This is a genomic window from Novosphingobium sp., from assembly GCF_032093395.1.
Taxonomy (GTDB): domain Bacteria; phylum Pseudomonadota; class Alphaproteobacteria; order Sphingomonadales; family Sphingomonadaceae; genus Novosphingobium.
This window is the reverse complement of sequence record NZ_DAMDBA010000038.1, coordinates 1-19,865: the sequence shown is the minus strand read 5'-3', so window position 1 is coordinate 19,865 and position 19,865 is coordinate 1. Positions and strand designations below refer to the sequence as shown.

General features: G+C 64.9%; 21 protein-coding genes. 9 read left to right on the top strand and 12 right to left on the bottom strand.

The window, feature by feature from the left end:
• Nucleotides 1-12: 12 nt before the first annotated feature.
• Complete coding sequence (locus RT424_RS13745) at nucleotides 13-741, bottom strand: Crp/Fnr family transcriptional regulator (protein WP_313439150.1); 729 nt, start codon at nucleotides 739-741, stop codon at nucleotides 13-15.
• A 265-nt stretch (nucleotides 742-1,006) separates the two neighbouring features.
• On the opposite strand from RT424_RS13745, the gene RT424_RS13740 reads away from it, so the two are divergent.
• The 4 genes from RT424_RS13740 to RT424_RS13725 all read left to right on the top strand — a co-directional run bounded on the left by RT424_RS13740 (nucleotide 1,007) and on the right by RT424_RS13725 (nucleotide 4,829).
• Nucleotides 1,007-1,135 carry a hypothetical protein gene (locus tag RT424_RS13740; RefSeq protein ID WP_313439147.1) on the top strand — a complete coding sequence of 43 codons (129 nt, stop codon included), beginning with the start codon at nucleotides 1,007-1,009 and terminating at the stop codon, nucleotides 1,133-1,135.
• Nucleotides 1,132-3,693, top strand: a complete 2,562-nt coding sequence (locus RT424_RS13735; RefSeq protein WP_313439144.1) for an HWE histidine kinase domain-containing protein — start codon at nucleotides 1,132-1,134, stop codon at nucleotides 3,691-3,693. Before RT424_RS13740 ends, RT424_RS13735 begins: the two co-directional genes overlap by 4 nt.
• Nucleotides 3,694-3,787: 94 nt before the next feature.
• On the top strand, nucleotides 3,788-4,270 hold the full coding sequence (locus RT424_RS13730; RefSeq protein ID WP_313439141.1) for a hemerythrin domain-containing protein: 483 nt from the start codon (nucleotides 3,788-3,790) through the stop codon (nucleotides 4,268-4,270).
• A gap of 94 nt (nucleotides 4,271-4,364) precedes the next feature.
• A complete protein-coding gene (locus RT424_RS13725; RefSeq protein WP_313439139.1) occupies nucleotides 4,365-4,829 on the top strand; it encodes a pyridoxamine 5'-phosphate oxidase family protein in 465 nt (154 codons plus the stop codon).
• Between the two features lie 272 nt (nucleotides 4,830-5,101).
• Here the strand turns inward: RT424_RS13725 and RT424_RS13720 are convergent, their stop codons facing one another.
• Nucleotides 5,102-5,506 (bottom strand): response regulator, encoded by a 405-nt coding sequence (locus RT424_RS13720; protein ID WP_409521495.1) that lies wholly within the window; start codon nucleotides 5,504-5,506, stop codon nucleotides 5,102-5,104.
• A gap of 63 nt (nucleotides 5,507-5,569) precedes the next feature.
• A complete protein-coding gene (locus tag RT424_RS13715) occupies nucleotides 5,570-6,241 on the bottom strand; it encodes a sigma-70 family RNA polymerase sigma factor (protein WP_313439136.1) in 672 nt (223 codons plus the stop codon).
• A gap of 475 nt (nucleotides 6,242-6,716) precedes the next feature.
• On the opposite strand from RT424_RS13715, the gene RT424_RS13710 reads away from it, so the two are divergent.
• Nucleotides 6,717-7,511, top strand: coding sequence for a response regulator (locus RT424_RS13710; protein ID WP_313439133.1), 795 nt, complete (start codon nucleotides 6,717-6,719; stop codon nucleotides 7,509-7,511).
• Between the two features lie 97 nt (nucleotides 7,512-7,608).
• Here the strand turns inward: RT424_RS13710 and RT424_RS13705 are convergent, their stop codons facing one another.
• Nucleotides 7,609-9,324 (bottom strand): CHASE domain-containing protein, encoded by a 1,716-nt coding sequence (locus RT424_RS13705; RefSeq protein WP_313439131.1) that lies wholly within the window; start codon nucleotides 9,322-9,324, stop codon nucleotides 7,609-7,611.
• Between the two features lie 217 nt (nucleotides 9,325-9,541).
• On the opposite strand from RT424_RS13705, the gene RT424_RS13700 reads away from it, so the two are divergent.
• The gene (locus RT424_RS13700; RefSeq protein ID WP_313439128.1) at nucleotides 9,542-9,754 is read left to right on the top strand and encodes a NepR family anti-sigma factor; all 213 of its coding nucleotides are present in this window, start codon (nucleotides 9,542-9,544) and stop codon (nucleotides 9,752-9,754) included.
• A complete protein-coding gene (locus tag RT424_RS13695; protein ID WP_313439125.1) occupies nucleotides 9,747-10,337 on the top strand; it encodes a sigma-70 family RNA polymerase sigma factor in 591 nt (196 codons plus the stop codon). Before RT424_RS13700 ends, RT424_RS13695 begins: the two co-directional genes overlap by 8 nt.
• A 123-nt stretch (nucleotides 10,338-10,460) precedes the next feature.
• Here the strand turns inward: RT424_RS13695 and RT424_RS13690 are convergent, their stop codons facing one another.
• The 3 genes from RT424_RS13690 to RT424_RS13680 all read right to left on the bottom strand — a co-directional run bounded on the left by RT424_RS13690 (nucleotide 10,461) and on the right by RT424_RS13680 (nucleotide 12,055).
• Nucleotides 10,461-11,063: a superoxide dismutase gene (locus RT424_RS13690; protein ID WP_313439122.1), complete on the bottom strand. Its 603-nt coding sequence runs from the start codon at nucleotides 11,061-11,063 to the stop codon at nucleotides 10,461-10,463.
• 237 nt (nucleotides 11,064-11,300) lie between these two features.
• Complete coding sequence (locus RT424_RS13685) at nucleotides 11,301-11,579, bottom strand: hypothetical protein (protein ID WP_313439119.1); 279 nt, start codon at nucleotides 11,577-11,579, stop codon at nucleotides 11,301-11,303.
• 206 nt (nucleotides 11,580-11,785) lie between these two features.
• Nucleotides 11,786-12,055, bottom strand: a complete 270-nt coding sequence (locus RT424_RS13680; RefSeq protein WP_313439116.1) for a GlsB/YeaQ/YmgE family stress response membrane protein — start codon at nucleotides 12,053-12,055, stop codon at nucleotides 11,786-11,788.
• 210 nt (nucleotides 12,056-12,265) lie between these two features.
• Between RT424_RS13680 and RT424_RS13675 the strand changes: the two genes are divergently transcribed.
• Nucleotides 12,266-13,009 carry an energy transducer TonB gene (locus RT424_RS13675; protein ID WP_313439113.1) on the top strand — a complete coding sequence of 248 codons (744 nt, stop codon included), beginning with the start codon at nucleotides 12,266-12,268 and terminating at the stop codon, nucleotides 13,007-13,009.
• A gap of 74 nt (nucleotides 13,010-13,083) precedes the next feature.
• Complete coding sequence (gene fahA, locus RT424_RS13670) at nucleotides 13,084-14,409, top strand: fumarylacetoacetase (protein ID WP_313439110.1); 1,326 nt, start codon at nucleotides 13,084-13,086, stop codon at nucleotides 14,407-14,409.
• Nucleotides 14,410-14,605: 196 nt separating this feature from the next.
• Here fahA and RT424_RS13665 read toward each other — a convergent pair whose 3' ends face one another.
• The 5 genes from RT424_RS13665 to obgE all read right to left on the bottom strand — a co-directional run bounded on the left by RT424_RS13665 (nucleotide 14,606) and on the right by obgE (nucleotide 19,812).
• Nucleotides 14,606-15,529: an NAD(P)H-binding protein gene (locus tag RT424_RS13665; protein ID WP_313439107.1), complete on the bottom strand. Its 924-nt coding sequence runs from the start codon at nucleotides 15,527-15,529 to the stop codon at nucleotides 14,606-14,608.
• On the bottom strand, nucleotides 15,529-16,674 hold the full coding sequence (gene proB, locus RT424_RS13660; RefSeq protein WP_313439104.1) for a glutamate 5-kinase: 1,146 nt from the start codon (nucleotides 16,672-16,674) through the stop codon (nucleotides 15,529-15,531). The genes RT424_RS13665 and proB overlap by 1 nt, the downstream gene beginning before the upstream one ends.
• Before the next feature lie 113 nt (nucleotides 16,675-16,787).
• Complete coding sequence (locus RT424_RS13655; RefSeq protein WP_313439102.1) at nucleotides 16,788-17,735, bottom strand: DMT family transporter; 948 nt, start codon at nucleotides 17,733-17,735, stop codon at nucleotides 16,788-16,790.
• 40 nt (nucleotides 17,736-17,775) lie between these two features.
• Nucleotides 17,776-18,681: an alpha/beta hydrolase-fold protein gene (locus tag RT424_RS13650; RefSeq protein WP_313439100.1), complete on the bottom strand. Its 906-nt coding sequence runs from the start codon at nucleotides 18,679-18,681 to the stop codon at nucleotides 17,776-17,778.
• Between the two features lie 75 nt (nucleotides 18,682-18,756).
• Nucleotides 18,757-19,812 carry a GTPase ObgE gene (gene obgE, locus RT424_RS13645; RefSeq protein ID WP_313439201.1) on the bottom strand — a complete coding sequence of 352 codons (1,056 nt, stop codon included), beginning with the start codon at nucleotides 19,810-19,812 and terminating at the stop codon, nucleotides 18,757-18,759.
• Nucleotides 19,813-19,865: the final 53 nt, after the last annotated feature.

Genomic DNA, 19,865 nt, shown 5'->3' with positions numbered 1-19,865 from the left:
CATTACAGCCGCTCAGGCATCGCTAGGATAGACCCCGCCCAGCACTTTGCCGAAGTGGGCGGCAACGTGATCGTTGCAGGAGCAGGACTTCTCGCGCAGGCTGTCGCGGTCGGACACGCTGATGCCGCCGCGCCGGGTCCGAACCAGTCCCTCACGCTTGAAGCGCTGGAGCACACGGCTGGCATAGCTGCGGCCTATGCCCATCATCGAGGCAAGCTGCTCCTGCGTCATCGTCACGTCGTTGCGCCCGATCCGGTCCACGGCGGCGAGCAGCCACTTGGCCGCCCTCTCCTCGATCGTATGCACGGCGTTGCAGGCGATGGACTGGAAGACTTGCGCCATCATGCAGTCGGCATAGCGCGTGAAGAGGTCCGCGACCGGCGGAGAAGTGCCCTTCAGTTCGTCCACCTGGCGGATCGGGATGCGCCAGAACAAGCCGCCGTGCAGCACGCTGGCCTTGGCATAAGCTGGCAGGCTGCCGTGGCTCACCACGCCTCCCAGCGCCCCTTCCCGGCCTACCAGGATGGTCTCCACAGAAATCCCGCTGTCGAGTTCCACGAAGTAGGAGCAGACCGAGGCGCCGCGCGGAAGATAGCAGTATTCCACGCTGTCGCCGGGTTGATAGATGACTTCCCCGGCGCGCATCTGCACTTCCGAAAGATGCGGTGCCAGACGCTCGAAATCGCCGGGCCGCAGCGCCCCGAGAAGATCGCTCTGCTCGTGGCTTGCAATTGACGCCATTTTAGCCGGCTCCCTGATATATCCATTGCCGTTTTGCGGCCAGGTCGCGCCGCAAGGCAGACAATGCGGGAAGGCCGCTCGCGGTTCCCTTCGGCTCTGTACAGAAATGAACAGACGTGCCCCTGCCTGATTGCTAGTGTTCTTGAGGAACATTTCCTCTACGGCCGTGTTCTGTGCCCTGAGCGGGGGGCTCGTGCGCAGCGCCGTGTGCCATTTTCCTTGTTCACCAAGCACTTGTACGCATTATTTTCTAGGCCTACCGACTATGCAGACCAAGGATCCAACCGCTTTCGATATCGACCTGTTCCCGGCGCTGCGGGTTTCCTTCGCCGGAGAAGAGCCGGATGGGCAGTCCGGCAAGCAGGCTGGCGATACGGGAAATCAACGCCCGTGACGGACACGCCGCATCAGGTAGACCTTTCCACCTGCGATCTCGAACCGATCCACATCATCGGCCGGATCCAGAGCTTCGGCTGGCTGCTGTCGTTCTCCAGCGACTGGATCATCAACCATGTCTCGCTGAATTGCGAGGCGCTGTTCGGTGCCCCGGCGCGCGACATGGTGGGCCTGCCGGCCACGCAGTTTCTTTCCCCCGACGCCATGCACGACGTGCGCACGCGGCTTCAGGTGCTGAGCGGTGCCGGTGCCGTAGAGCGGCTGTTCGAAGTGGACCTGTTGGGCGACGGGCGCCTGTTCGACATGGCGGTCCACATTTCCGGTCGTTCCTATGTCCTGGAAATCGAGCCTCACGAAGGCGGCCGCCGCCGCGACTTCGTGAGCTACGTGCGGCCGATGATCGACCGGCTGCGCCAGTCGACCTCGATCGAGCAGCTTTGCGCCAGCGCCGCCCGCCACTTGCGCGGGCTGACCGGCTTCGACCGCGTGATGATCTACCGGTTCGAGGGCGACGGCGCCGGCGAAGTCGTGGCCGAGAGCCTCAACGGCATGGTCGACAGCTTCAAGGGGCTGCACTTCCCCGCCTCGGACATCCCGGCGCAGGCGCGGCGGCTCTACACCCGCAACATGCTGCGCATCATCAGCGACGTGAACGATCCCACCGTGGCTATCCACCCTGCCACCGATCCGAACGGCGATCCGCTCGACCTGTCGATGTCCGGCCTGCGCGCCGTTTCCCCGATCCACGTCGAGTACTTGCGCAACATGGGGGTCAAGGCCTCAATGTCGGTATCGATCATGCGGCGAGGCAAGCTCTGGGGCCTGATGGCTTGCCATCATTACGCGCCGCTGACGCTGTCCTATTCCGTCCGCACGGCCAGCGAGTTGTTCGGAGAGTTCTTCGCCTATCTGCTGGAGCAGAAGGAAACCGACTTCGCTCTGGAGCAGCGTTCCGCCTCCATGCGCCTTCACGACGAGATGATGGCGCGCGTCGCGGCGGGAGGATCGATGCTGGAAGGGTTCGAGGACTTCTCCGAATCGATCCGCCGGGTCATTCCCTTCGACGGCATCATCGGCTGGGTAGACGGGCGCTTCGTCAGCCACGGAGCCACCCCCGGCGAGGCGGAGTTCTCGGAACTGGCCCGCTTCCTCAACACCGCAGGTGCCAGCACGGTATGGTCCACCGATGCGATCGGCGCCGTATTCGCCCCCGCCCAAGCCTGGGGAGACCGGGCGACTGGGCTGCTCGCCCTGCCCGTAAGCCGCAGCCCCCGCGACTACATCGTGCTGTTCCGGCGCGAGCAGCTGCGGGAGGTCAAATGGGCGGGCAATCCGGAAAAGGCGATCGAGCTGGGCCCCAACGGCGCCCGCCTGACGCCGCGCAAGAGCTTCGAATTGTGGAAGGAAGAGCGACGCGGCCATTCGCGCCCCTGGACCGAGGAGGAACGGCTGGCCGCCGACGCGCTGCGCGTCACCCTGCTGGAAGTGGTGCTGCGCCTGGCCGATGCCGCGCATGAGGAGCGCGAACAGGCCACCCGCCAGCAGGACATACTGATCGCGGAACTGAACCACCGCGTGCGCAATATCCTGAACCTGATCCGGGGCCTCGTCACCCAGAGCAAGGAAAGCGCGAGCACGATCGACGATTTCGCCGAGATCGTCGGCAGCCGCATCCATGCCCTCGCCCGCGCGCACGACCAGGTAACGCAGAAGGACTGGACGCCTTCCTCGCTTTACGACCTGATCCGCACCGAGGCCGCCGCCTATGCCAGCCACAGCGCCGACCGCGTGGTGATCGACGGCCCCGACGCGCTCGTCGCGCCCAGCGCTTTCACCACGCTGGCGCTGGTGTTCCACGAACTGATGACGAACTCCTGCAAATACGGCGCCCTGGCGGATTCGCGCGGCACGGTGACGATCACGCTCGATCGCGGCGATGACGGCTCGCTGGAGATCGACTGGCGCGAGGCCGACGGCCCGCCGGTGAAGACGCCCACCCGGCGCGGCTTCGGCTCCACCATCATCGAGCGCACGATCCCGCACGAACTTGGCGGCTCGGCCTCGGTGATCTACCCGCCCGAAGGCATGAAGGCACTGTTCCTGCTGCCTGCGGACCATATCGCCAGCTTCGAAACGCCCACCGCGTCCGAACCCAAGCCCCCGGTCGAAGTGCCCTCGGCGGCCGATCTCGCCGGTGCCTTGCAGGATGGCATCGCCCTGATCGTCGAGGACAACGTGATCATCGCGATGGAGGCCGAAGACGTGCTGCGCGGGCTGGGCTTCAACGATTGCCGCATCGCCGGCTCGGTGCGGACGGCGCTGGAGATCGTCGAGGGCGGACAGGTTTCCTTCGCCATGCTGGACATCAACCTGGGCAAGGACACCAGCGAGCCGGTGGCGCAGGTGCTGCTCGAACGCGGCGTGCCGTTCATCTTCGCCAGCGGCTATGGCGAACGCTCGCTCACCACGGGTCCGTTCAAGGCGATGCCGGTCGTCACCAAGCCCTACGGCGAGCGCGAGGTGCGTGCCGCGATCGGTCGGCTGCATCGCCGCTGATCCACAAGGCGCTGATAGAAAGGTGCGCCGGAACCCTGGTCTCCGGCGCCCGTTCCTTCCTGTACAGAACATGCCCCAGGAAGGAGCAAAGACCATGGCCGACGCACAAATCTTCAAGGATCTCAAGGCGGATCACGACCGCCATCGCGACATGCTGGCACAGTTGGGCGAAACACAGGGCGACAGCCCCGAGCGGCGCGAGCTGTTCGAAGCCTTGCGCCGCGAACTCCAGGCCCATGCGGCGGCGGAGGAGGAATCGCTCTACGCCACCATGCTGGCCTGTCCGGAACTGCGGGACGAGGCCCGCCATTCGGTTTCCGAGCACAAGGAGATCGACGATTTCCTGGGCGAACTCCTGGACATCGACATGGCTTCGGGCGCCTGGCTGACCAAGTTCAAGGACATGCGCCATCGCTATCTGCACCATATCGACGAAGAGGAGGAAGATATGTTCCCCTCCGCCGCCGATACGCTCTCCAGCGAAGCGGAGCGGAAGATGGCCAAGACCTTCGAGCGCCGCAAGCCGGCGGAACTGTCCCTGGCCGCAGAGCAGAAGCCCGGCGACGAACGCGAGTGAGACGCCCTGCCCCTTGGATTCTCCCTGGATTCTCTCCGGGAACATCCGAGGGTTCGAAGGCGTTGCTTCGTTAACAACCAGGAGGAGACCTGCCATGGAAAGCCAAGTCCGCGAGCGGTTCTGGAAAGCTTTCGCCGCCAGCCCGTTCATCATGATGAAGCTCGATGCCGCGCATGGCCATGCCGAACCGATGACCGCGCTGCTCGACAAGGAAGCGCATCACGCCATCTGGTTCTTCTGCAAGCGGGACAATCGCATCGGCGCGGGCGGACGGGCAATGGGCCAGGTCATCACCAAGGGCCACGACGTTTTCGCTTGCCTGGCCGGTACCCTCATCGAGGAAACCGATCGGACCGTGCGCGAGCATCACTGGAGCAACGCCGTCGAGGCCTGGTTCCCCAAGGGCAAGGACGATCCGTCGATCGTCATGCTGCGTTTCGAGATCGACGATGCCGAAGTCTGGACATCCGACGTGGGCATCACCGGGCTGTTCAAGCTGGCAACCGGCGGCACCATCGATCCGTCAAAGGCTGGCGAGCACGAAGTAGGCGCGGTCTGAATCCCTCGTCGACCGTCTGAACCGTGCTCCCGGGGGGCGCGAAGGCCAGCCCCTTCGCGCCCCTTCTCTCTTTCAAGGTTTGAAGGCACGGAACATCGCCGCTCAAAGCAGCGAGTAAGTCGCGCTGTTTCCACTCATCAGGTTCTGAGGAAACGAAAGCGTGAAGGGAGGACGAGGCATTCCTCGGCTCCTTGCAAGGCCGAAGGCGCCGGAACGGTGCCGTGTCGCCGCACATGGCATCTCCCCCCGTGCCAGCCCGTCAGACCGAAGCTTCAGGCCCGCTCCAGGGGCGACAATTCAAGCGGCCGACTGTTTTCCGGACAATCGGCAAGGGCATAGGCGATCGCGGAAAGGATCGCCTGGCGCGAGAAAGGCTTCTGGACGATGCCCACGGCGGTGGGTGCCGGCGTATCGATCTGTCCGGGATTGGCCGTGACGTAGATGACGCGCGACCCGAAACGCGCCGCGAGGTCGCGCGCCACGGACGGACCGGTCAGTCCGTCTCGCAGGTTCAGGTCGACAAGCGCGACATCGGGCGCCTCTCCCCATGCCGCCACCGAGGCGGCATCGGGAAAAGTGCCCAGAACGGCATGGCCGCCGTCGGCCAGGATATCTTCAAGTTGCAGAGCTACCAGAAATTCATCCTCGACGATGAGGATCTTTGCGCTGCGCGCCATCATCGGGTCCAAGACACGGACATCCCTGGAAACAAGACCGGAAGCGGCTTTAGAGCCGTAATCTCAGGCCGCGATAGCATCCTGTTCGTCCGCATTGGCGATCTTGACCAGTTCTGCGAAGAAGGCGTCGATCGCATCGCCCTGAAGCACGAAGTTGTGGCGGAAGTCCGGAAGCTGGCCGGATTCGATGACCTTCGAGAGCATGGCGCGGGCACGGCAGATGCGGCTCTTCACGGTGCCGAGAGCAATGCCGCAGATACGCGCGATTTCCTCGTAGGAAAGATTGCCGGCAGCCACCAGGATCAGCGCTTCGCGATAGGTTTCCGGAATGGCCGTCAGGGCGCGCAGGACGTCGGCCAGTTCGATGGCGCTTTCCTGGCTTGCTTCGGCGCGCAGGATGCGCTCGGCTGCCAGTTCGTCGTACTCGCCATGGAAGCGGGCGCGGCGGGCCTCGCTATAGAAGTGATTGCGCAGGATCGTGAAGGTCCAGGCCTTGAAGTTGGTGCCGGCCGCATAGCGTTCGCGCGCCGCCCATGCCCGGAGCATGGCTTCCTGAGCGAGATCGTCAGCGCGGTCGCGGCAGCCGCAAAGGCCGCGGGCGAACGCGCGAAGGTGCGGCGCCACTTCGGCCAGCGCGCGCTTGAAATCACGGTCGCTGAGGGCCGCCACGGGAGCGGCTACGGTTGCGACTTCTGCGCTTTCGGCGCCGGCGCTGGTTTCGGTTGCTGCGGACATTGCGTTCCCTCCTTGGCTGGCCACATTTCGTGACCGGTCGAATTGGCAAACGCGACTAATGCACACAAAGTTCCTGAAGCGACCAAACGGGGAACGGTTCCATGCCGTTTTCGGCGCCTGTTACGGGATGAAACGAGGCTGAGGCGCGATTTGCGGTGAAACCTACCGCATTTATTTGTTCATCCTGGGAACATCCCGGCGCCGTAAACTTTGAGGCCTCCGTCCACTGATGTGAACGGAGGCCTCCGGGATCGGGTCACCACCGGTTTGCGGGGGGTGGGGGAGCCAGTGGTGACATCGATCAAACGAGCGATCGTCCTATTGGTTCCCGTCCGCCCAGGCTTTGTGAGAAAAATTTTGAGGTTGCCCTGCCCCCGTTGCAACGGCAGAAATCGATGTCAGTTCGGGAGGGGAAGCGGGCCACCGATGCGACGAAAACACGGGAAGAAGACTTCCCAAGAGCCGAGGAATTTCGATGTCCGTCTCTGACCAGATCGCCATCCAGCTACCCTATCTGCGCCGCTACGCGCGCGCGCTGACCGGATCGCAGCATTCGGGCGATACATATGTCCGCGCCACCCTGGAAGCCGCGCTGGCCGACAAGGTGCTGCGCGAGGATATCGCCCGCAGCCGCGCCGCGCTTTATGGCGCCTTCACCCGCATCTGGGCCACCGGCCATGTCGAGGAACCGGGCCTGGATAGCGAAGGCGGCCAACATGAGCAGGCGGCGCAGACCCGCCTTGCCACGATCGCGCCCACCCATCGCCAGGCCCTGCTGCTGACAACCGTCGAGGAATTCTCGCGGGAAGATACCGCCCGCATCCTGGCGGTATCGCCGGAAGAGGTCGACGCCCTCGTCGCCCAGGCGATCACCGAGATCGAAAGCGAAAGCACGACCGACGTTCTCATCATCGAGGACGAGCCGTTGATCTCGATGCAGCTGGAAGGACTCGTCAGCGATCTCGGCCATCGGGTCGTCGGCACTGCCGCCACCCACGCCCAGGCCCTCGACATCTTCGAGCGTTCGCCGGCCGGGCTGGTGCTGGCGGATATCCAGCTGGCCGACGGCAGTTCGGGTATCGAGGCCGTGGAAGACCTGCTGAAGTTCGGCGACGTGCCGGTGATCTTCATCACCGCCTATCCCGAACGCCTGCTCACCGGTGAACGGCCCGAGCCGACCTATCTGGTGACCAAGCCTTTCCAGGAAGCCACGGTGCGCGCCGCCATCAGCCAGGCGCTGTTTTTCGGATCGAGCAAGCCGCTCGGTTAAGCGCTCCGATCGAAGCCGAAGCTATAAAAACCCCGCCGGTGCTTCCGGCGGGGTTTTTTGGTATGCGGAGTGAAGTGGAAGCCGGGGACTGCGAAAGCTACTTGCGTTCGTTCCTCAGCGCGAATTCGCGGCTTGCCCGCACCGGCACCTTGAGGCGACATTCCACGCCTTCCGGCTTGAACCGGAGATCGACTTCGGACTTGAGTTCGTGCGCAACGATCTTCTCGATCAGATCGCGACCGAAGCCGCGCTTGGCCGGCTCGCGAACCGGTGGGCCGCCTTCCTCGCGCCAGTCCAGCGCGGCCAGTTCCGGCGTTTCCAGCATCCAGTGGACATGGATACGCCCGCCACTGCTGCTGAGCGCGCCGTACTTGGCGGCATTTGTGGCCAGTTCGTGGATCGCCAGCCCCAGCGACATCGCATCGTTGGGAGCCAGCAATATCTCCGGTCCCGACAGTTCGACGTGGCTCTCGTTGCCTTCCATGTAAGGCGCCAGTTCCGAACGCACCACGTCGCCCAGGGCGGCATGGGTCCAGTCCGACTGCGACAGCAGATCGTGCGTGGCGGAGAGCGCGCGGATGCGGGCGGTGAGGCTTTCGGTGAAATCGTCGATGTCAGTGGCGCGGCGGCGAGTCAGGGCCGCAATCGAGAGCACGTTGGCCAGCGTATTCTTGACGCGATGGTTCAGTTCGCGGGTCAGCGAGTTGCGGATCGCGGCCTGGCTCTGGAGCCACTCCAGCACCATGCGGTCCTCCGCGGCACGGCGTGTGATCAATCGACCGATCGCCATGACCATCAGAGAGGCCAGCGCCCCGAAAAACAGCGTGATCCGCGATGCGGTGGACAGCACGCCGCTCTTGCGGTCGCTGATCACGACCACCCAGGTATGGCTGCCCAGATCGATCCGGCGCTCCATCTGCGGCCCGGCGGAGCCTTCCGCATGACGCTCGGCCAGGAGCTTCTCCGGCTCCACCGCCGCGTCATAGACGGCAACGTCGATATTGTTGTTGCGATAAAGCTCGCTGGCCGATTCCAGAAAAGTCTCGGCGCGGAACGGGCTGAACACGAAGCCTTTCACCTGTCCACCGGAACGCGGCGCGATCACCGGCATGTAGATCAGGAAGCCCGGAGTCTGCTGCTTGCTGCTGACGTCCTGCACCAGATGGACTTTGCCCGATGCGACCGGCTTGCCCAGCTTCATCGCCCGCTCCATCGCGGTGCGGCGGATGTCTTCGGACAACATGTCGTAGCCGATCGCCGCGCGATTGGTGCCGTCGTCCGGTTCGAGGTAGACGATCGGCGCGGCGTTGCGGCGGGAAAGGTCGGGCCGCGGATAGACCAGGAAATCGGGGCGTTCCGTGCGCTGCACCGACTGTTCCAGGTCGGAGAGCCGGTTCACCGGCACCAGCGGCGCCCAGCCCATTCCCAGCGAGCCGTAAAGATCTCCCTTGCCCTGGAGATCCTCGGCAAAAGAGCGGAACTGGGCCGCGCTGACGGTTTCCTGCGTGGCGAACAGGGCCGCCCCGGCCCTTAGCAGGGCGATGTTCTCGGTGGCGCGGCGCTGCAATGCGGAAGCGATCTCGGTGAGATTGCGGTCCAACTCGACCCGACGGGTCTGCCGGTCGGCACGCTCGATCGCCATGACCGAGACGGCCGTAGTGATCGACGCGATGATGAACAGAAGAAAGGGCCAGCCGCGCGGATACCTGTGGAACCACGCCTGCTTCTGCACCCTGTCGAGCAAGGCTTGGTCAATCACTGGAAATCCACGCCATTTGAGCCGGGCCGCATCGTTCTTCAAGAGCATCGCCATGCTCCGGAACATTCGCAAGCGAGGCCAGGACAAGACTTTGTAGCAAAGGGAACCAAGACCGACCTCGATTGTTCCAACGAAAACGACGTTCGGTTGCCTTGCCGGCGATAGGACAGCGGACAAGCCTGCCATCGACGGCACCGCAACGCGGTTGCAGCATGACTCTTGACCCGCTCCCGGCCAGCAAGCAAGTGTCCAGGTTGCGATGGAGTCAAAGTTGAATCAATCCGAAGGAAAAGGCGCTGAACACCGAAGCGCCCCGCAAGGGGGCGAATCGGTGACGCCGGGCCTGCCGCCGGAAACCCGCAGGGACGGCGAACCCGGCTGGGCCGGAGGGTTGAGGAAGCTTTACAACTCCGTGGTGGACGAACCGCTTCCGGACAGCTTCAAGGATCTCCTCAAGAAGCTGGACGGGGCGGACGATGCCTGACGGCGCCAAGGCTTCTCCCTCCGGTTCTGATCCCCAGCGCCCCGATCCCAGAATTCCACGCTCTGGGGACGAGGAATTCCGCAAGGAACTTCTGACGGTACTGCCGCACTTGCGCGCTTTCGCCAGAGGTCTGTCCGGAAGGCCGGATTTCGCCGACGACCTTGTGCAGGAAGCGGCGATCAAGGCCTGGACCGCACGGGATCGCTATACCGCCGGTACCAACATGCGCGCCTGGACCTTCGCGATCCTGCGCAACCATTACTTGTCCGAACTGCGCAAGAGCAAGCGGCAGACCGACCTCGACGAGGGCGCGGTGGAACGCATGCTGGTGATGGAGGCGGACCAGGAAGGCCCCCTGCATCTGGGCGACATGGAGGCGGCCTTGCAGAAACTGGCGGCGGAGCGGCGCGAGGCCGTGCTGCTCGTCGGCGCCTCCGGCTTCAGCTACGAGGAAGCGGCGGAAATCGCCGGCTGCCCGATCGGGACCATGAAAAGCCGCGTGGCACGCGCCAGGGCCGACCTGGCCCGCATGCTGAACGGCGAACCCGAACTGCTGGAGATTGGCGGACGGCGCCCGGATTGAACGCCTCCCAGGCTGAAACAACCGATGCCGGCGTAAAGCGGACAGATCGCGAAATAGCGTCCTGAAAAGCAAAAGGCCTCCGCTCGAGTAGAGCGGAGGCCTTTTTCATCGACGCCGTTCGGCTCAGCCCGGATAGGTCCAGGGCGTGCCGCGGTCGAAGTTCTCCGATGCGAACTGCCAGTTGAGCAGGTTCTCCAGAACGGCCTTCACATAGGCCGGACGCTTGTTCATCTGGTCGATGTAGTAGGCGTGCTCCCACACGTCGACGGTCAGCAGCGGGTTCACGCCCTTGACCAGCGCGCTGTCGGCGTCATGCGTGGAGATGACCTTCAGCTTGCCGCCTTCGACAACCAGCCATGCCCAGCCGTTGGAGAAGTGGTTGACGGCCTCGTTCGAGAGAGCTTCGAGCAGCGCGTCCAGCGAGCCGAAGTCGCTCTCGATCGCGGCGAGCAGAGCTTCGCTGGGAGCGGTCTTCTCACCGGTCAGCGAGTGCCAGTAGAAACCGTGGTTCCAGGTCTGGGCCGCGTTGTTGAACAGCGGGCCCGAGGCCGACTTGGTGATTTCCTCAACCGACTTGCCCGCATTGTCGGTGCCGTCGATCGCCGCGTTCAGCTTGTCGACGTAAGCCTTGTGGTGAGCGCCGTGGTGGATTTCGAGCGTCTTGGCCGAGACGTGGGGTTCGAGCGCATCCTGCGCATAGGGCAGCGGCATCAGCGAAATGGTCATGGCTGTCTTCCTGTTTCAGGTTATCAAAGGCTTGGCCGTCAACGCCTCCGCAGGAACGGGCGGCGCATCGAACGTATCGGACTTTCCGGGGCTATGTCTGCCCTCTTGCCCGACAATTCAAGCACCTATTGGCGGCATTTTTCAAGGAGCATAGGCTTCAAACGAAAGAAGGATGGCGAAGCCGCCATCCTTCCTGTTTCGCTGCCCTGCTTTTCTGCAAGGGGGATTTGCGAAGGGTCAGTTCTGCTTTTTGATCTCGTCCGCCCTGTTTTCCAGCGCATCCGACTTGGCTTCGCCGGCCGCTTCGACCGCATCGGCCTTTTCTTCCACGGCTTCGGAAGCGGCGCCGGTCATCGTGTCGGCCTGATTCTCCAGCGCGTCGGCTGCGGCATCCGACGACTGCTCGACCGCATCGGCCTGCTGCTCGGTGGCGTCGTCCGCCTTGTTGTTGCAGGCCGCAAGACCCAGCGATCCGGCGGCAACCACAGCAATCATGGCGAGACGCGAAGTGTTCATGGCTTTCATCTCAGGCTTCCTTATCCCTGTTGAAAAGGGCGCGTTTCGCTTGGAGGACGCGCCAGCCTCCTTGAACAAATGATCCGATTGCATCGGATCATCTGCTCCAAGCTTCTGTTTTAACGCATTTTCCTAGTCATCAGATGATTCCATCTGATTAGAAAATGCTCCTTGGCGACCCGGAAACCCGCGCCGCGACAACCTGTTTAACGGATCGAGCCGCGACGGAAAAGGTTCACGATCGCCAGAAGGACGATGGCGCCCAGGAACGAAGCGAACAGCGACATGATGTCGAACGAACCGCTGGTGATCGGCGCGCCGCCGATCAGGGGGGTGACGATCAGACCGGCGATCAACGCGCCGACGACGCCGACGACCACATTGAGAAATACGCCCTGCTGCGCATCGGTGCGCATGACGATCGAAGCGAGCCAGCCGATGACGCCACCGACCAGGAGAATGAGAAGTAGAGTCATAGTCGTTTCTCCGAAATTGTCTCGTTGGCGGAATAACGATGTTGTGAGATCAAGGTTCCGCACGCTTCGTCACCATTCTCATCGGGCCTTCCCTGCAACCCGTTCCTGGGCCTGCCGTTTCGGCCTCGCGCGCGCCCTGCCGGACCTTTCACGCGGCGTGCCGGTTTCCCCTGAAGATGGATTCCAACCGCCATGCAGGAAGGAGCGGTCATGCAGGCATTTCGACGGGACCGGCTGCGTTCTGCCGCAGCCTCGGCAGCGGTCGTCGGCGGCGGTCTTGCCGGTCTGGTCTTCGGGCTTGGCGTCGATCTTCCGCTCATACCGGCGCGGGCGGCGCTGACTGCGATCACCACCCTGCCAGACGAACCGCCCCCGCCCGCACCCACCCCGACCCGAAGCGTGGCTTCCACACCGAAGGACAGTCCCGCTCCGGAAGGCCGCCGGGCAAAGGCCACCGCCATCGTCGCGCCGCCCCCACGCATCGTCCTTCCGGTGACGCCGCCGATCGTCGCTGCGCCGAACCCGGGCACGGGATCGCAGTCATCGCAAGGTGCGGGATCCGCCGGGAGCGGCAGCGGAGCAGGCGGCCGGGGTGCCGGAACTGGCGGTGGCGGTAGAGGCGGAGACGGTGCCGGTGCGAATAGCGGGGTCGCTACCTATCCCCGCCAGACTGCTGGACGCATCCGCTTTTCCGACCTCCCGCCGGACGTGCGCAAGTCCCGCACCGGGGCCGATATCACCGTGCGTTATCGCATCGGCGTGGACGGGCGGGTCAGCGGCTGCACGGTAGTCGTGTCCAGCGGCAGGGCGGACGTGGACGACGGCACCTGCCGGCGCATCACCGAACGCTTCCGCTTTCGCCCCGCTCGCGATGCGCGCGGCAATCCGGTGCCCTTCCTCATGACCGAAACCCACGGCTGGGACAATGTGAGCGATAGTGAAGACGAGCCGTGACGCCGTCATTCCGACCGGCTAGGGATGCGCTCCAACCAGAATACGCCAACCAGAATACGGAAGAGGAGAATCCCATGGCCACGATCGACGAAACCCACGACAGCGCCTTGCAGTCGTGGGTGGAAAGCGCGAACGGCCACGGCGACTTCCCGATCCAGAACCTGCCCTTCGGCGTGTTCTCGCGCCGTGGCGAGGGCCATGAAACCCGGCGCGGCGGCGTGGCGATCGGCGACAGCATCCTCGACCTGTCGGCGCTGGCCGGGACGGGGCTTTTGGAAGGCGAAGCACTGGAAGCCGCGCGCGCCGGTTCGGGCGACAGCCTCAACCCGCTCCTGGCGCTGGGTGCGGGTCCGCGCCGCGCCTTGCGCCGCCGGATATCCGCACTGCTCGCTGAAGGCGCTGCCGCACGCCCACAGGTAGAGCCGCTGCTGGTGCCGATGGCCGAGGCACTGCTCCACTTGCCCGCACGGATCGCCGATTACACCGATTTCTACGTCGGCATCCACCACGCGACCAATATCGGCAAGCTGTTCCGCCCCGACAACCCGCTGCTGCCCAACTACAAGCACGTCCCCATCGGCTATCACGGCCGCGCCTCCACCGTGCGGGCCAGCGGCGCCCCGGTGATCCGCCCCAACGGCCAGACCAAGGCGCCTGACGCGGAAAATCCCTCGTTCGGCCCGATCGCCCGGCTCGATTACGAACTCGAACTCGGCGTGTGGATGGCGCAGGGCAACGAACTCGGTCAGCCCATCGCCATCGGCGAGGCGCTCGACCATGTCGCCGGCGTGACCCTGCTCAACGACTGGTCCGCGCGCGACGTGCAGGCGTGGGAATATCAGCCGCTGGGGCCGTTCCTTGCCAAGAACTTCCTCACCACCGTCTCGGCCTGGATCGTGACGATGGAGGCGCTTGCCCCCTTCCGCATCGCGCAGCCGCCGCGCCCCGAAGGCGATCCCCAGCCCCTGCCCTATCTCTGGGACGAAGCCGACCAGCGCGAAGGCGCGCTCTCGCTCGACCTCGAAGTGGCGCTCAGCACCCGCAAGATGCGCGATGAGGGCCTGCCCGCCCAACGCCTCAGCCACGGCCCGGCCAGCAACATGTACTGGACGATCGCGCAGATGGTCGCCCACCATGCCTCCAACGGCTGCGAGATGAACCCCGGCGACCTGCTCGGCACCGGCACCATTTCTGGCCCGGAAGACGGCTCGCAGGGAAGCCTGATGGAAATCACCCGATCCGGCCGCCAGGCACTGACCCTGCCGACCGGCGAGACGCGCACGTTCCTGGAGGACGGCGACGAACTGGTGCTTTCGGGACGCTTCGTGGCGGAAGGCGCGGTTTCGATCGGGTTCGGGCCGTGCACAGGGGTCGTGCAGGCTGCGGTTTCGGTGAAGTAGTAAGAGGGTAGAAGCAGGGGCCATCGCCCCTGCACCCCGTTACTGTCGAGGTCACACTCCGCCTATCCGTCCTGCGCCCATGGCCGCGTCGGGAGACAATTGGCTGCGCCGCAGGGAGCGCATTACGGCTAGGAAACGCGCAAGGCCGACATTCCGAGGGTCTGGGGGATCACCCCCAGGACTTCCTCCTACTTCGTCAAAGCCACTCGTTCGCCCGATACCACTCGGCCGTAGCCCGCAACCCGTCGCGCGTGTCGATGCGCGGTTCCCAGATCGAAGCCGGAACGGCAGCCTCGGCACCGACCACCCAGTCCGGATGGCTGAAATAGGCCGCCCGGTCGGCGGTCATCTTCGCACCGTCACCGCGCAGGAACTGGTCCACTTTCGCCGCCTTGCTCAGCGCGCCCGGCGACAGCGAGAGCACCCGCACCCGGCGGCCCACGGCGGCACCGATAGCGCGGGCCATCTCGACATTGTCCCAGCCGAGCGGCTTGCCGTCGTCCGGCTCGAACAGCTTGCCGGTCACGTCCTCGCCGCCGGGCACCAGCGCCACCAGCAGACGGGCGAGATCCTCGACGTGGATCATCGAGGCGGAGCCGCCCTTGGGCACCGGCACCACGCCCCAGCGCGCGGCGCGGAACAGCTCGAACATTTCCTTGTCGCGCGGGCCGTAGATGGCGGGCGGGCGCACGATGGTCCAGTCCAGCGGGCTGGCGCGCAGGAACTTCTCGGCCTTGGCCTTGGAAGCGCCATAGGCGGAAAGCTGCGGCTCCCGCGCCGAAAGCGAGGAGACGAATACGAAGCGGCGGATGCCTTTCGCAACGGCCGTCTCGATCAGGTTGAGCGTGCCGGTGACGTTGCCCGCCTCGTATCCGGCCGCATCGGGAGCGCTGACCACGCCGGCGACATGAAGGATCGCCTCGGCGCCGCGCGTCAGTTCGGACAGCGATGCCGTGTCGCGCAGTTCGCCGCGTACCCAGGTGACGTTCTCGCGCGGCTCCTGCTCGCGCCGGGCGAGGGCGCGCACGTCATAGCCTGCGGCAACGGCCTCATCGAGCAGCGATTGGCCGACGAAGCCGGTTGCGCCGGTAAGCGCGATGGTGGGACGGTCTATTTCCATCACTTCAGAACAAGCTGGTCGCGATGCACGACGGATGAACGGGGCGAATAACCCAGCACTTCGGCCTGTTCGCTGGAATGGAGCCCCCGGATCGCATCGCATTCGGCGGCGCGATATTCCGAGAGCCCGTGGGCCAGCACCCGCGCCTCGGCATCGAGGATGGCGACCGGATCGCCGCGTTCGAAGTGCCCTTCCACGCCGGTCACGCCCTTTGCGAGCAGGCTCGATCCCCGCGTCAGCGCGGCGGCGGCTCCGGCGTCGACATGAATGCTGCCCTTGAGCCGCAGCCGCCCGCCGAGCCAGGCCTTGCGCGCGCCTGCCCTGCCCCCGTTCTTTCCGGGACGGGGGAGGAACAGCGTGCCGATACCCTGCCCGATGATACGCGCCACCGGGCGCTCGTGCTGGCCGTTGCCGATGACGAGGCAGATGCCCGCCAGCTCCGCGATCTCGGCCGCCTGCAACTTGGACACCATGCCACCCGACCCCATACCGGAGTTCGATTCGGTGCTGGCCATGGCATGGACTTCGCTGGTCACGCCTTCGACTACGGCGATCATCTGCGCGCCGGGCTCCCTGGGGTGCCGATCGTAAAGACCGTCGATATCGGAGAGCAGCACCACGGCGCTGGCCTGGGCGGCCTGCGCGACGCGCGCGGCGAGGCGGTCATTGTCTCCGAAGCGGATTTCCTGCGTGGCGACCGAATCGTTCTCGTTGATCACCGGCACGGCGCCTGCATCGAGGAGGCGTGTAAGCGTGGCCGTGACGTTGAGATAACGGCGGCGATCCTCGAGGTCGTCCAGCGTCAGCAGCATCTGCGCGGCGGTGAGGCCGTGGCTGCCGAGCAGTTCCGCCCAGAGCCCGGAAAGTGCGATCTGGCCCACCGCTGCGGCGGCCTGCGCATCGGCCAATGAACCGCGCCCACCCTTCTCCAGCTCCAGCGTCGCCGCACCCAAGGCGATGGCGCCCGAGGAAACGACGATCACCTGCTGCCCACGCGCCCGCGCCTCGGCAATCTCCGCAACGAGCGCGGTCAGCCAGGCGCGCCGCACGCCTTCCTTGCCCACCAGTAGGGCCGAGCCCACCTTGATGACGAGGCGGGGTGCAAGGGCTCTGTCGGAGAGATCGGAAAGGCGCGATACAGGCATGGAGGCAGAGCCTCTAGGACATTGGCCGCGCCGTGGAAAGGACTCGCTTGCGAAAGCGCCCCCTCCCTGTCCCGTCGCGGGAACGGCAGGGCGCCGGCCTATCCTGTTGCCCACTATTCCGTCGAATCGATGCGCTTTACCCGTCGCGCGCGGAACGTCTCATGTCCACTGACCAGGAGAATACCGGCAACGACCATGATCGCGCCGCCGATGAAGGCGGTTTCCAACCGCTCGCCCAGCAGGACGACGCCGAAGACCACGCCGAACAGCGGCGTCATGAACGAAAGCACGCCCAGCCGCGAGGCGAGATAGACGCGCAGCATCCCGAACCAGACCAGCAGGCTGATCAGCGAGACAAAGACGATCTGGAACGCCATGCTCAGGCCGAGCAGCGGCGTGGCCGTCACGGCGGTCTGCCCGCTGCCCAGCGCGAGCAGGCCCAGCAGCACGAAGGCGCCAAGCAGCTGGTAGAGCGTCGTCACCGTGCTGGGCGCCTGCGAGAGGCGGGAAAACCGCAAGGTCAGCGTCGTGGCGCCCCAGGCCGCACCCGCGCCGATGCCCATGAGATCGCCGATCCATGCCGTGCCGCGCGTCGGCCCAGAACTCGCACCACCGAGGAACGAGACTGCCACCCCACCGAATGCCGTGACGATGCCGAGCCATTGCAGCGGGCTCAGGCGTTCTTCCGGCAGTCCGAAATGGAGCCCCAGCGCCGTGAAGATCGGCGCCGTGTAGAGGAATATCCCCATGTGAGAGGCATTGGTGAAGCGCAGCCCCTCTCCCATGAACAGGTACTCCAGCGCGAACAGTGCGCCGATGGCGATCCCCGGCTTCCAGGTGCCGCCGCGCAAGCCATGGCTCTCGCCCCGCGCGAAGACCAGCACGGCGATCAACAGCGCCGCGACACCCGAGCGCAGGCAGATTTGCAGGACGGGCGCCATGTCCGATGCCACGGCCTTCAGCGCGGTCTGCTGCATGCCCCAGATCGCGCAAAGGCCGATCATGAAAAGCGCCGCCTGTCCATCGACCGGTTTTCGGGGAATGGTGTGATCCCTGTTCATAGGCCGCTCCCATAGTGCGGGCGAAGCGGGTGCTGCAGCCTTATTTCGAGCTTGGCGGCGGCTGAGCGCCTTCGATCATGAACCATGGCGTGCCCTCACCCTCGTACGGCGGCGCCGGGTAGAGCCAGCGCAGCGCGTCTTCCGCCGCGTGGTGATAGACGGTGGCGTGGGACGCGCTCTTGCTGAAATCGTCGTAGCGGAAGGTCAGGCGCTGCGACGGCTGGGCGGAGAGCACGGCGCGCAGTCGGTCGATACCGTCCTGCATCGTTCCGCCCTCGTCGCCCACCGCCAGATAGAGCCGCGCTTTCGCCAGCTCCTTCAGGCGCGCTGTCTGGTTGAGATCGGCAAGCGGGCGGCGATCGTCCCACCAGAGGCTGGGGCTGATCGCCACATAGTCGCCGAACAGGCCCGGATCGTGCAGCAGGGTATCGACCACGAACAACCCGGCGAGCGATTCTCCCATGATCGCGCGGCGATCCCCGGTTCGGAAGCGCGCTTCCACGAAGGGAATGACTTCCTGGCGAAGGAACCGACGAAACGTGTCGGCGCCGCCACTTTCGGGAAAGGCGGAAAGATAGCGCGGATCTGTTGGCCGCGACGTCAGTTCGGCGCGCCGGTTCTTCGTCTGCACGCCGACCACGATCATCGGCCCGTAAGTCCAACTCAGCGAAGCGAGATGGCCGAGACCCGCGATATGGATGAAATCCTGGTCGAGCCCGCCGTCCAGCAGGTAGAGGACGGGGTAGCGATCCTGCGCTTTGTCGTAGCCGATCGGCAGCCAGATGTTCAGTTCGCGCGTGTCATCCAGCACGGACGAATGGAGACTGTAGCTGGTGCCGATCTCGATCGGTCGGCCGACGACCACCGGTAGTGTTGCCGGCTGCGCGACAGCGGCAGCCGGAGCAAGGAAAAGTCCCAGGGCGAGAAGCGTCTGCTCGATCTTCATCGCAATGGTCTAGCGACCACTGTCTTGCCTGCCAACATCCTCCTGATCCGCAAGGAAACTATTGCGGAACCGGGATCAGATCGGCGACCAGGGCTTTTCGTCGGTCTCTTCCTGTTCGCCGTCAGGGCGCTCGGTCACGGTTGCGGCGGGGAGGTAATCGATCACCGCGTCGAGCAGCTTGGACATGCCCTTGCCGGTCGCGCCCGAAATCGGGAAGACTTCCTGCGCGCCCGCCTTGATCAGTTCCTTGGCATAGGCCGCCGCCAGTTCATCGTCGACGAGGTCGATCTTGTTGAGCGCCACCAGGCGCGGCTTGCCGTCGAGATCGCCGCCATAGGCCTCCAGTTCCTCCTCGACGATGTGCATCGCCTCCACCGGATCGGTGTTGGAGATGTCGATGAGGTGGACGAGCACGCGGCAACGCTCGATGTGGCCGAGGAAGCGATCCCCGATGCCCGCACCTTCCGCCGCGCCCGCGATCAAGCCGGGGATGTCGGCCAGCACGAACTCGCGGTTCTTGTGCATGACGACCCCAAGCTGCGGGCGCAGCGTGGTGAAGGCATAGTCTCCGACTTTCGCCTTGGCGTTGGACAGCTTGTTGATGAAGGTGGACTTGCCCGCGTTCGGCATCCCCACCAGGCCGACGTCCGCCAGCAGCTTGAGCCGCAGCCAGACCCACATCTCCTGCGCCGGAATGCCGGGCTGGTGCTGGCGCGGCGCGCGATTGGTGCTGGTCTTGTAGCTGGCGTTACCGCGTCCGCCCATGCCGCCTTCCATCAGGGTCACGCGCTGGCCGGCCTCGGTCAGGTCGGCCAGGATCGTCTCGCGATCCTCATCGTCGACGATCTGCGTACCGACCGGAACCTTGATGACAAGATCCTTGCCCGCCGCGCCGTTGCGGTTCTTGCCCATGCCGTGGCCGCCGCGCGGGGCCTTGAAGTGCTGGGTATAGCGGAAGTCGATCAGGGTGTTCAGCCCGGCAACGGCCTCGAACACGATATCCGCGCCCTTGCCGCCGTTACCGCCGTCCGGACCGCCGTACTCGACGTACTTCTCGCGCCGGAACGAAACCGCGCCGGGGCCGCCCCCGCCCGAACGGATGTAAATCTTGGCCTGGTCGAGAAAATGCATCTTATGGGTTCCGGCGCGTTCAAAGACGTTCAAGGCGAGGTTGGCGATGGCAC

What these genes read in the sequence shown, in the direction of transcription:
- RT424_RS13665 (WP_313439107.1), bottom strand. Translation starts at nt 15,529, where the DNA reads ATGGAAATAGACCGTCCCACCATCGCGCTTACCGGCGCAACCGGCTTC.
- obgE (WP_313439201.1), bottom strand. Translation starts at nt 19,812, where the DNA reads ATGCATTTTCTCGACCAGGCCAAGATTTACATCCGTTCGGGCGGGGGC.
- RT424_RS13675 (WP_313439113.1), top strand. Translation starts at nt 12,266, where the DNA reads ATGCAGGCATTTCGACGGGACCGGCTGCGTTCTGCCGCAGCCTCGGCA.
- RT424_RS13745 (WP_313439150.1), bottom strand. Translation starts at nt 741, where the DNA reads ATGGCGTCAATTGCAAGCCACGAGCAGAGCGATCTTCTCGGGGCGCTG.
- RT424_RS13710 (WP_313439133.1), top strand. Translation starts at nt 6,717, where the DNA reads ATGTCCGTCTCTGACCAGATCGCCATCCAGCTACCCTATCTGCGCCGC.
- RT424_RS13650 (WP_313439100.1), bottom strand. Translation starts at nt 18,681, where the DNA reads ATGAAGATCGAGCAGACGCTTCTCGCCCTGGGACTTTTCCTTGCTCCG.
- RT424_RS13740 (WP_313439147.1), top strand. Translation starts at nt 1,007, where the DNA reads ATGCAGACCAAGGATCCAACCGCTTTCGATATCGACCTGTTCCCGGCG.
- RT424_RS13690 (WP_313439122.1), bottom strand. Translation starts at nt 11,063, where the DNA reads ATGACCATTTCGCTGATGCCGCTGCCCTATGCGCAGGATGCGCTCGAA.
- proB (WP_313439104.1), bottom strand. Translation starts at nt 16,674, where the DNA reads ATGCCTGTATCGCGCCTTTCCGATCTCTCCGACAGAGCCCTTGCACCC.
- RT424_RS13685 (WP_313439119.1), bottom strand. Translation starts at nt 11,579, where the DNA reads ATGAACACTTCGCGTCTCGCCATGATTGCTGTGGTTGCCGCCGGATCG.
- RT424_RS13680 (WP_313439116.1), bottom strand. Translation starts at nt 12,055, where the DNA reads ATGACTCTACTTCTCATTCTCCTGGTCGGTGGCGTCATCGGCTGGCTC.
- RT424_RS13725 (WP_313439139.1), top strand. Translation starts at nt 4,365, where the DNA reads ATGGAAAGCCAAGTCCGCGAGCGGTTCTGGAAAGCTTTCGCCGCCAGC.
- RT424_RS13695 (WP_313439125.1), top strand. Translation starts at nt 9,747, where the DNA reads ATGCCTGACGGCGCCAAGGCTTCTCCCTCCGGTTCTGATCCCCAGCGC.
- RT424_RS13705 (WP_313439131.1), bottom strand. Translation starts at nt 9,324, where the DNA reads ATGGCGATGCTCTTGAAGAACGATGCGGCCCGGCTCAAATGGCGTGGA.
- fahA (WP_313439110.1), top strand. Translation starts at nt 13,084, where the DNA reads ATGGCCACGATCGACGAAACCCACGACAGCGCCTTGCAGTCGTGGGTG.
- RT424_RS13655 (WP_313439102.1), bottom strand. Translation starts at nt 17,735, where the DNA reads ATGAACAGGGATCACACCATTCCCCGAAAACCGGTCGATGGACAGGCG.
- RT424_RS13720 (WP_409521495.1), bottom strand. Translation starts at nt 5,506, where the DNA reads ATGGCGCGCAGCGCAAAGATCCTCATCGTCGAGGATGAATTTCTGGTA.
- RT424_RS13715 (WP_313439136.1), bottom strand. Translation starts at nt 6,241, where the DNA reads ATGTCCGCAGCAACCGAAACCAGCGCCGGCGCCGAAAGCGCAGAAGTC.
- RT424_RS13730 (WP_313439141.1), top strand. Translation starts at nt 3,788, where the DNA reads ATGGCCGACGCACAAATCTTCAAGGATCTCAAGGCGGATCACGACCGC.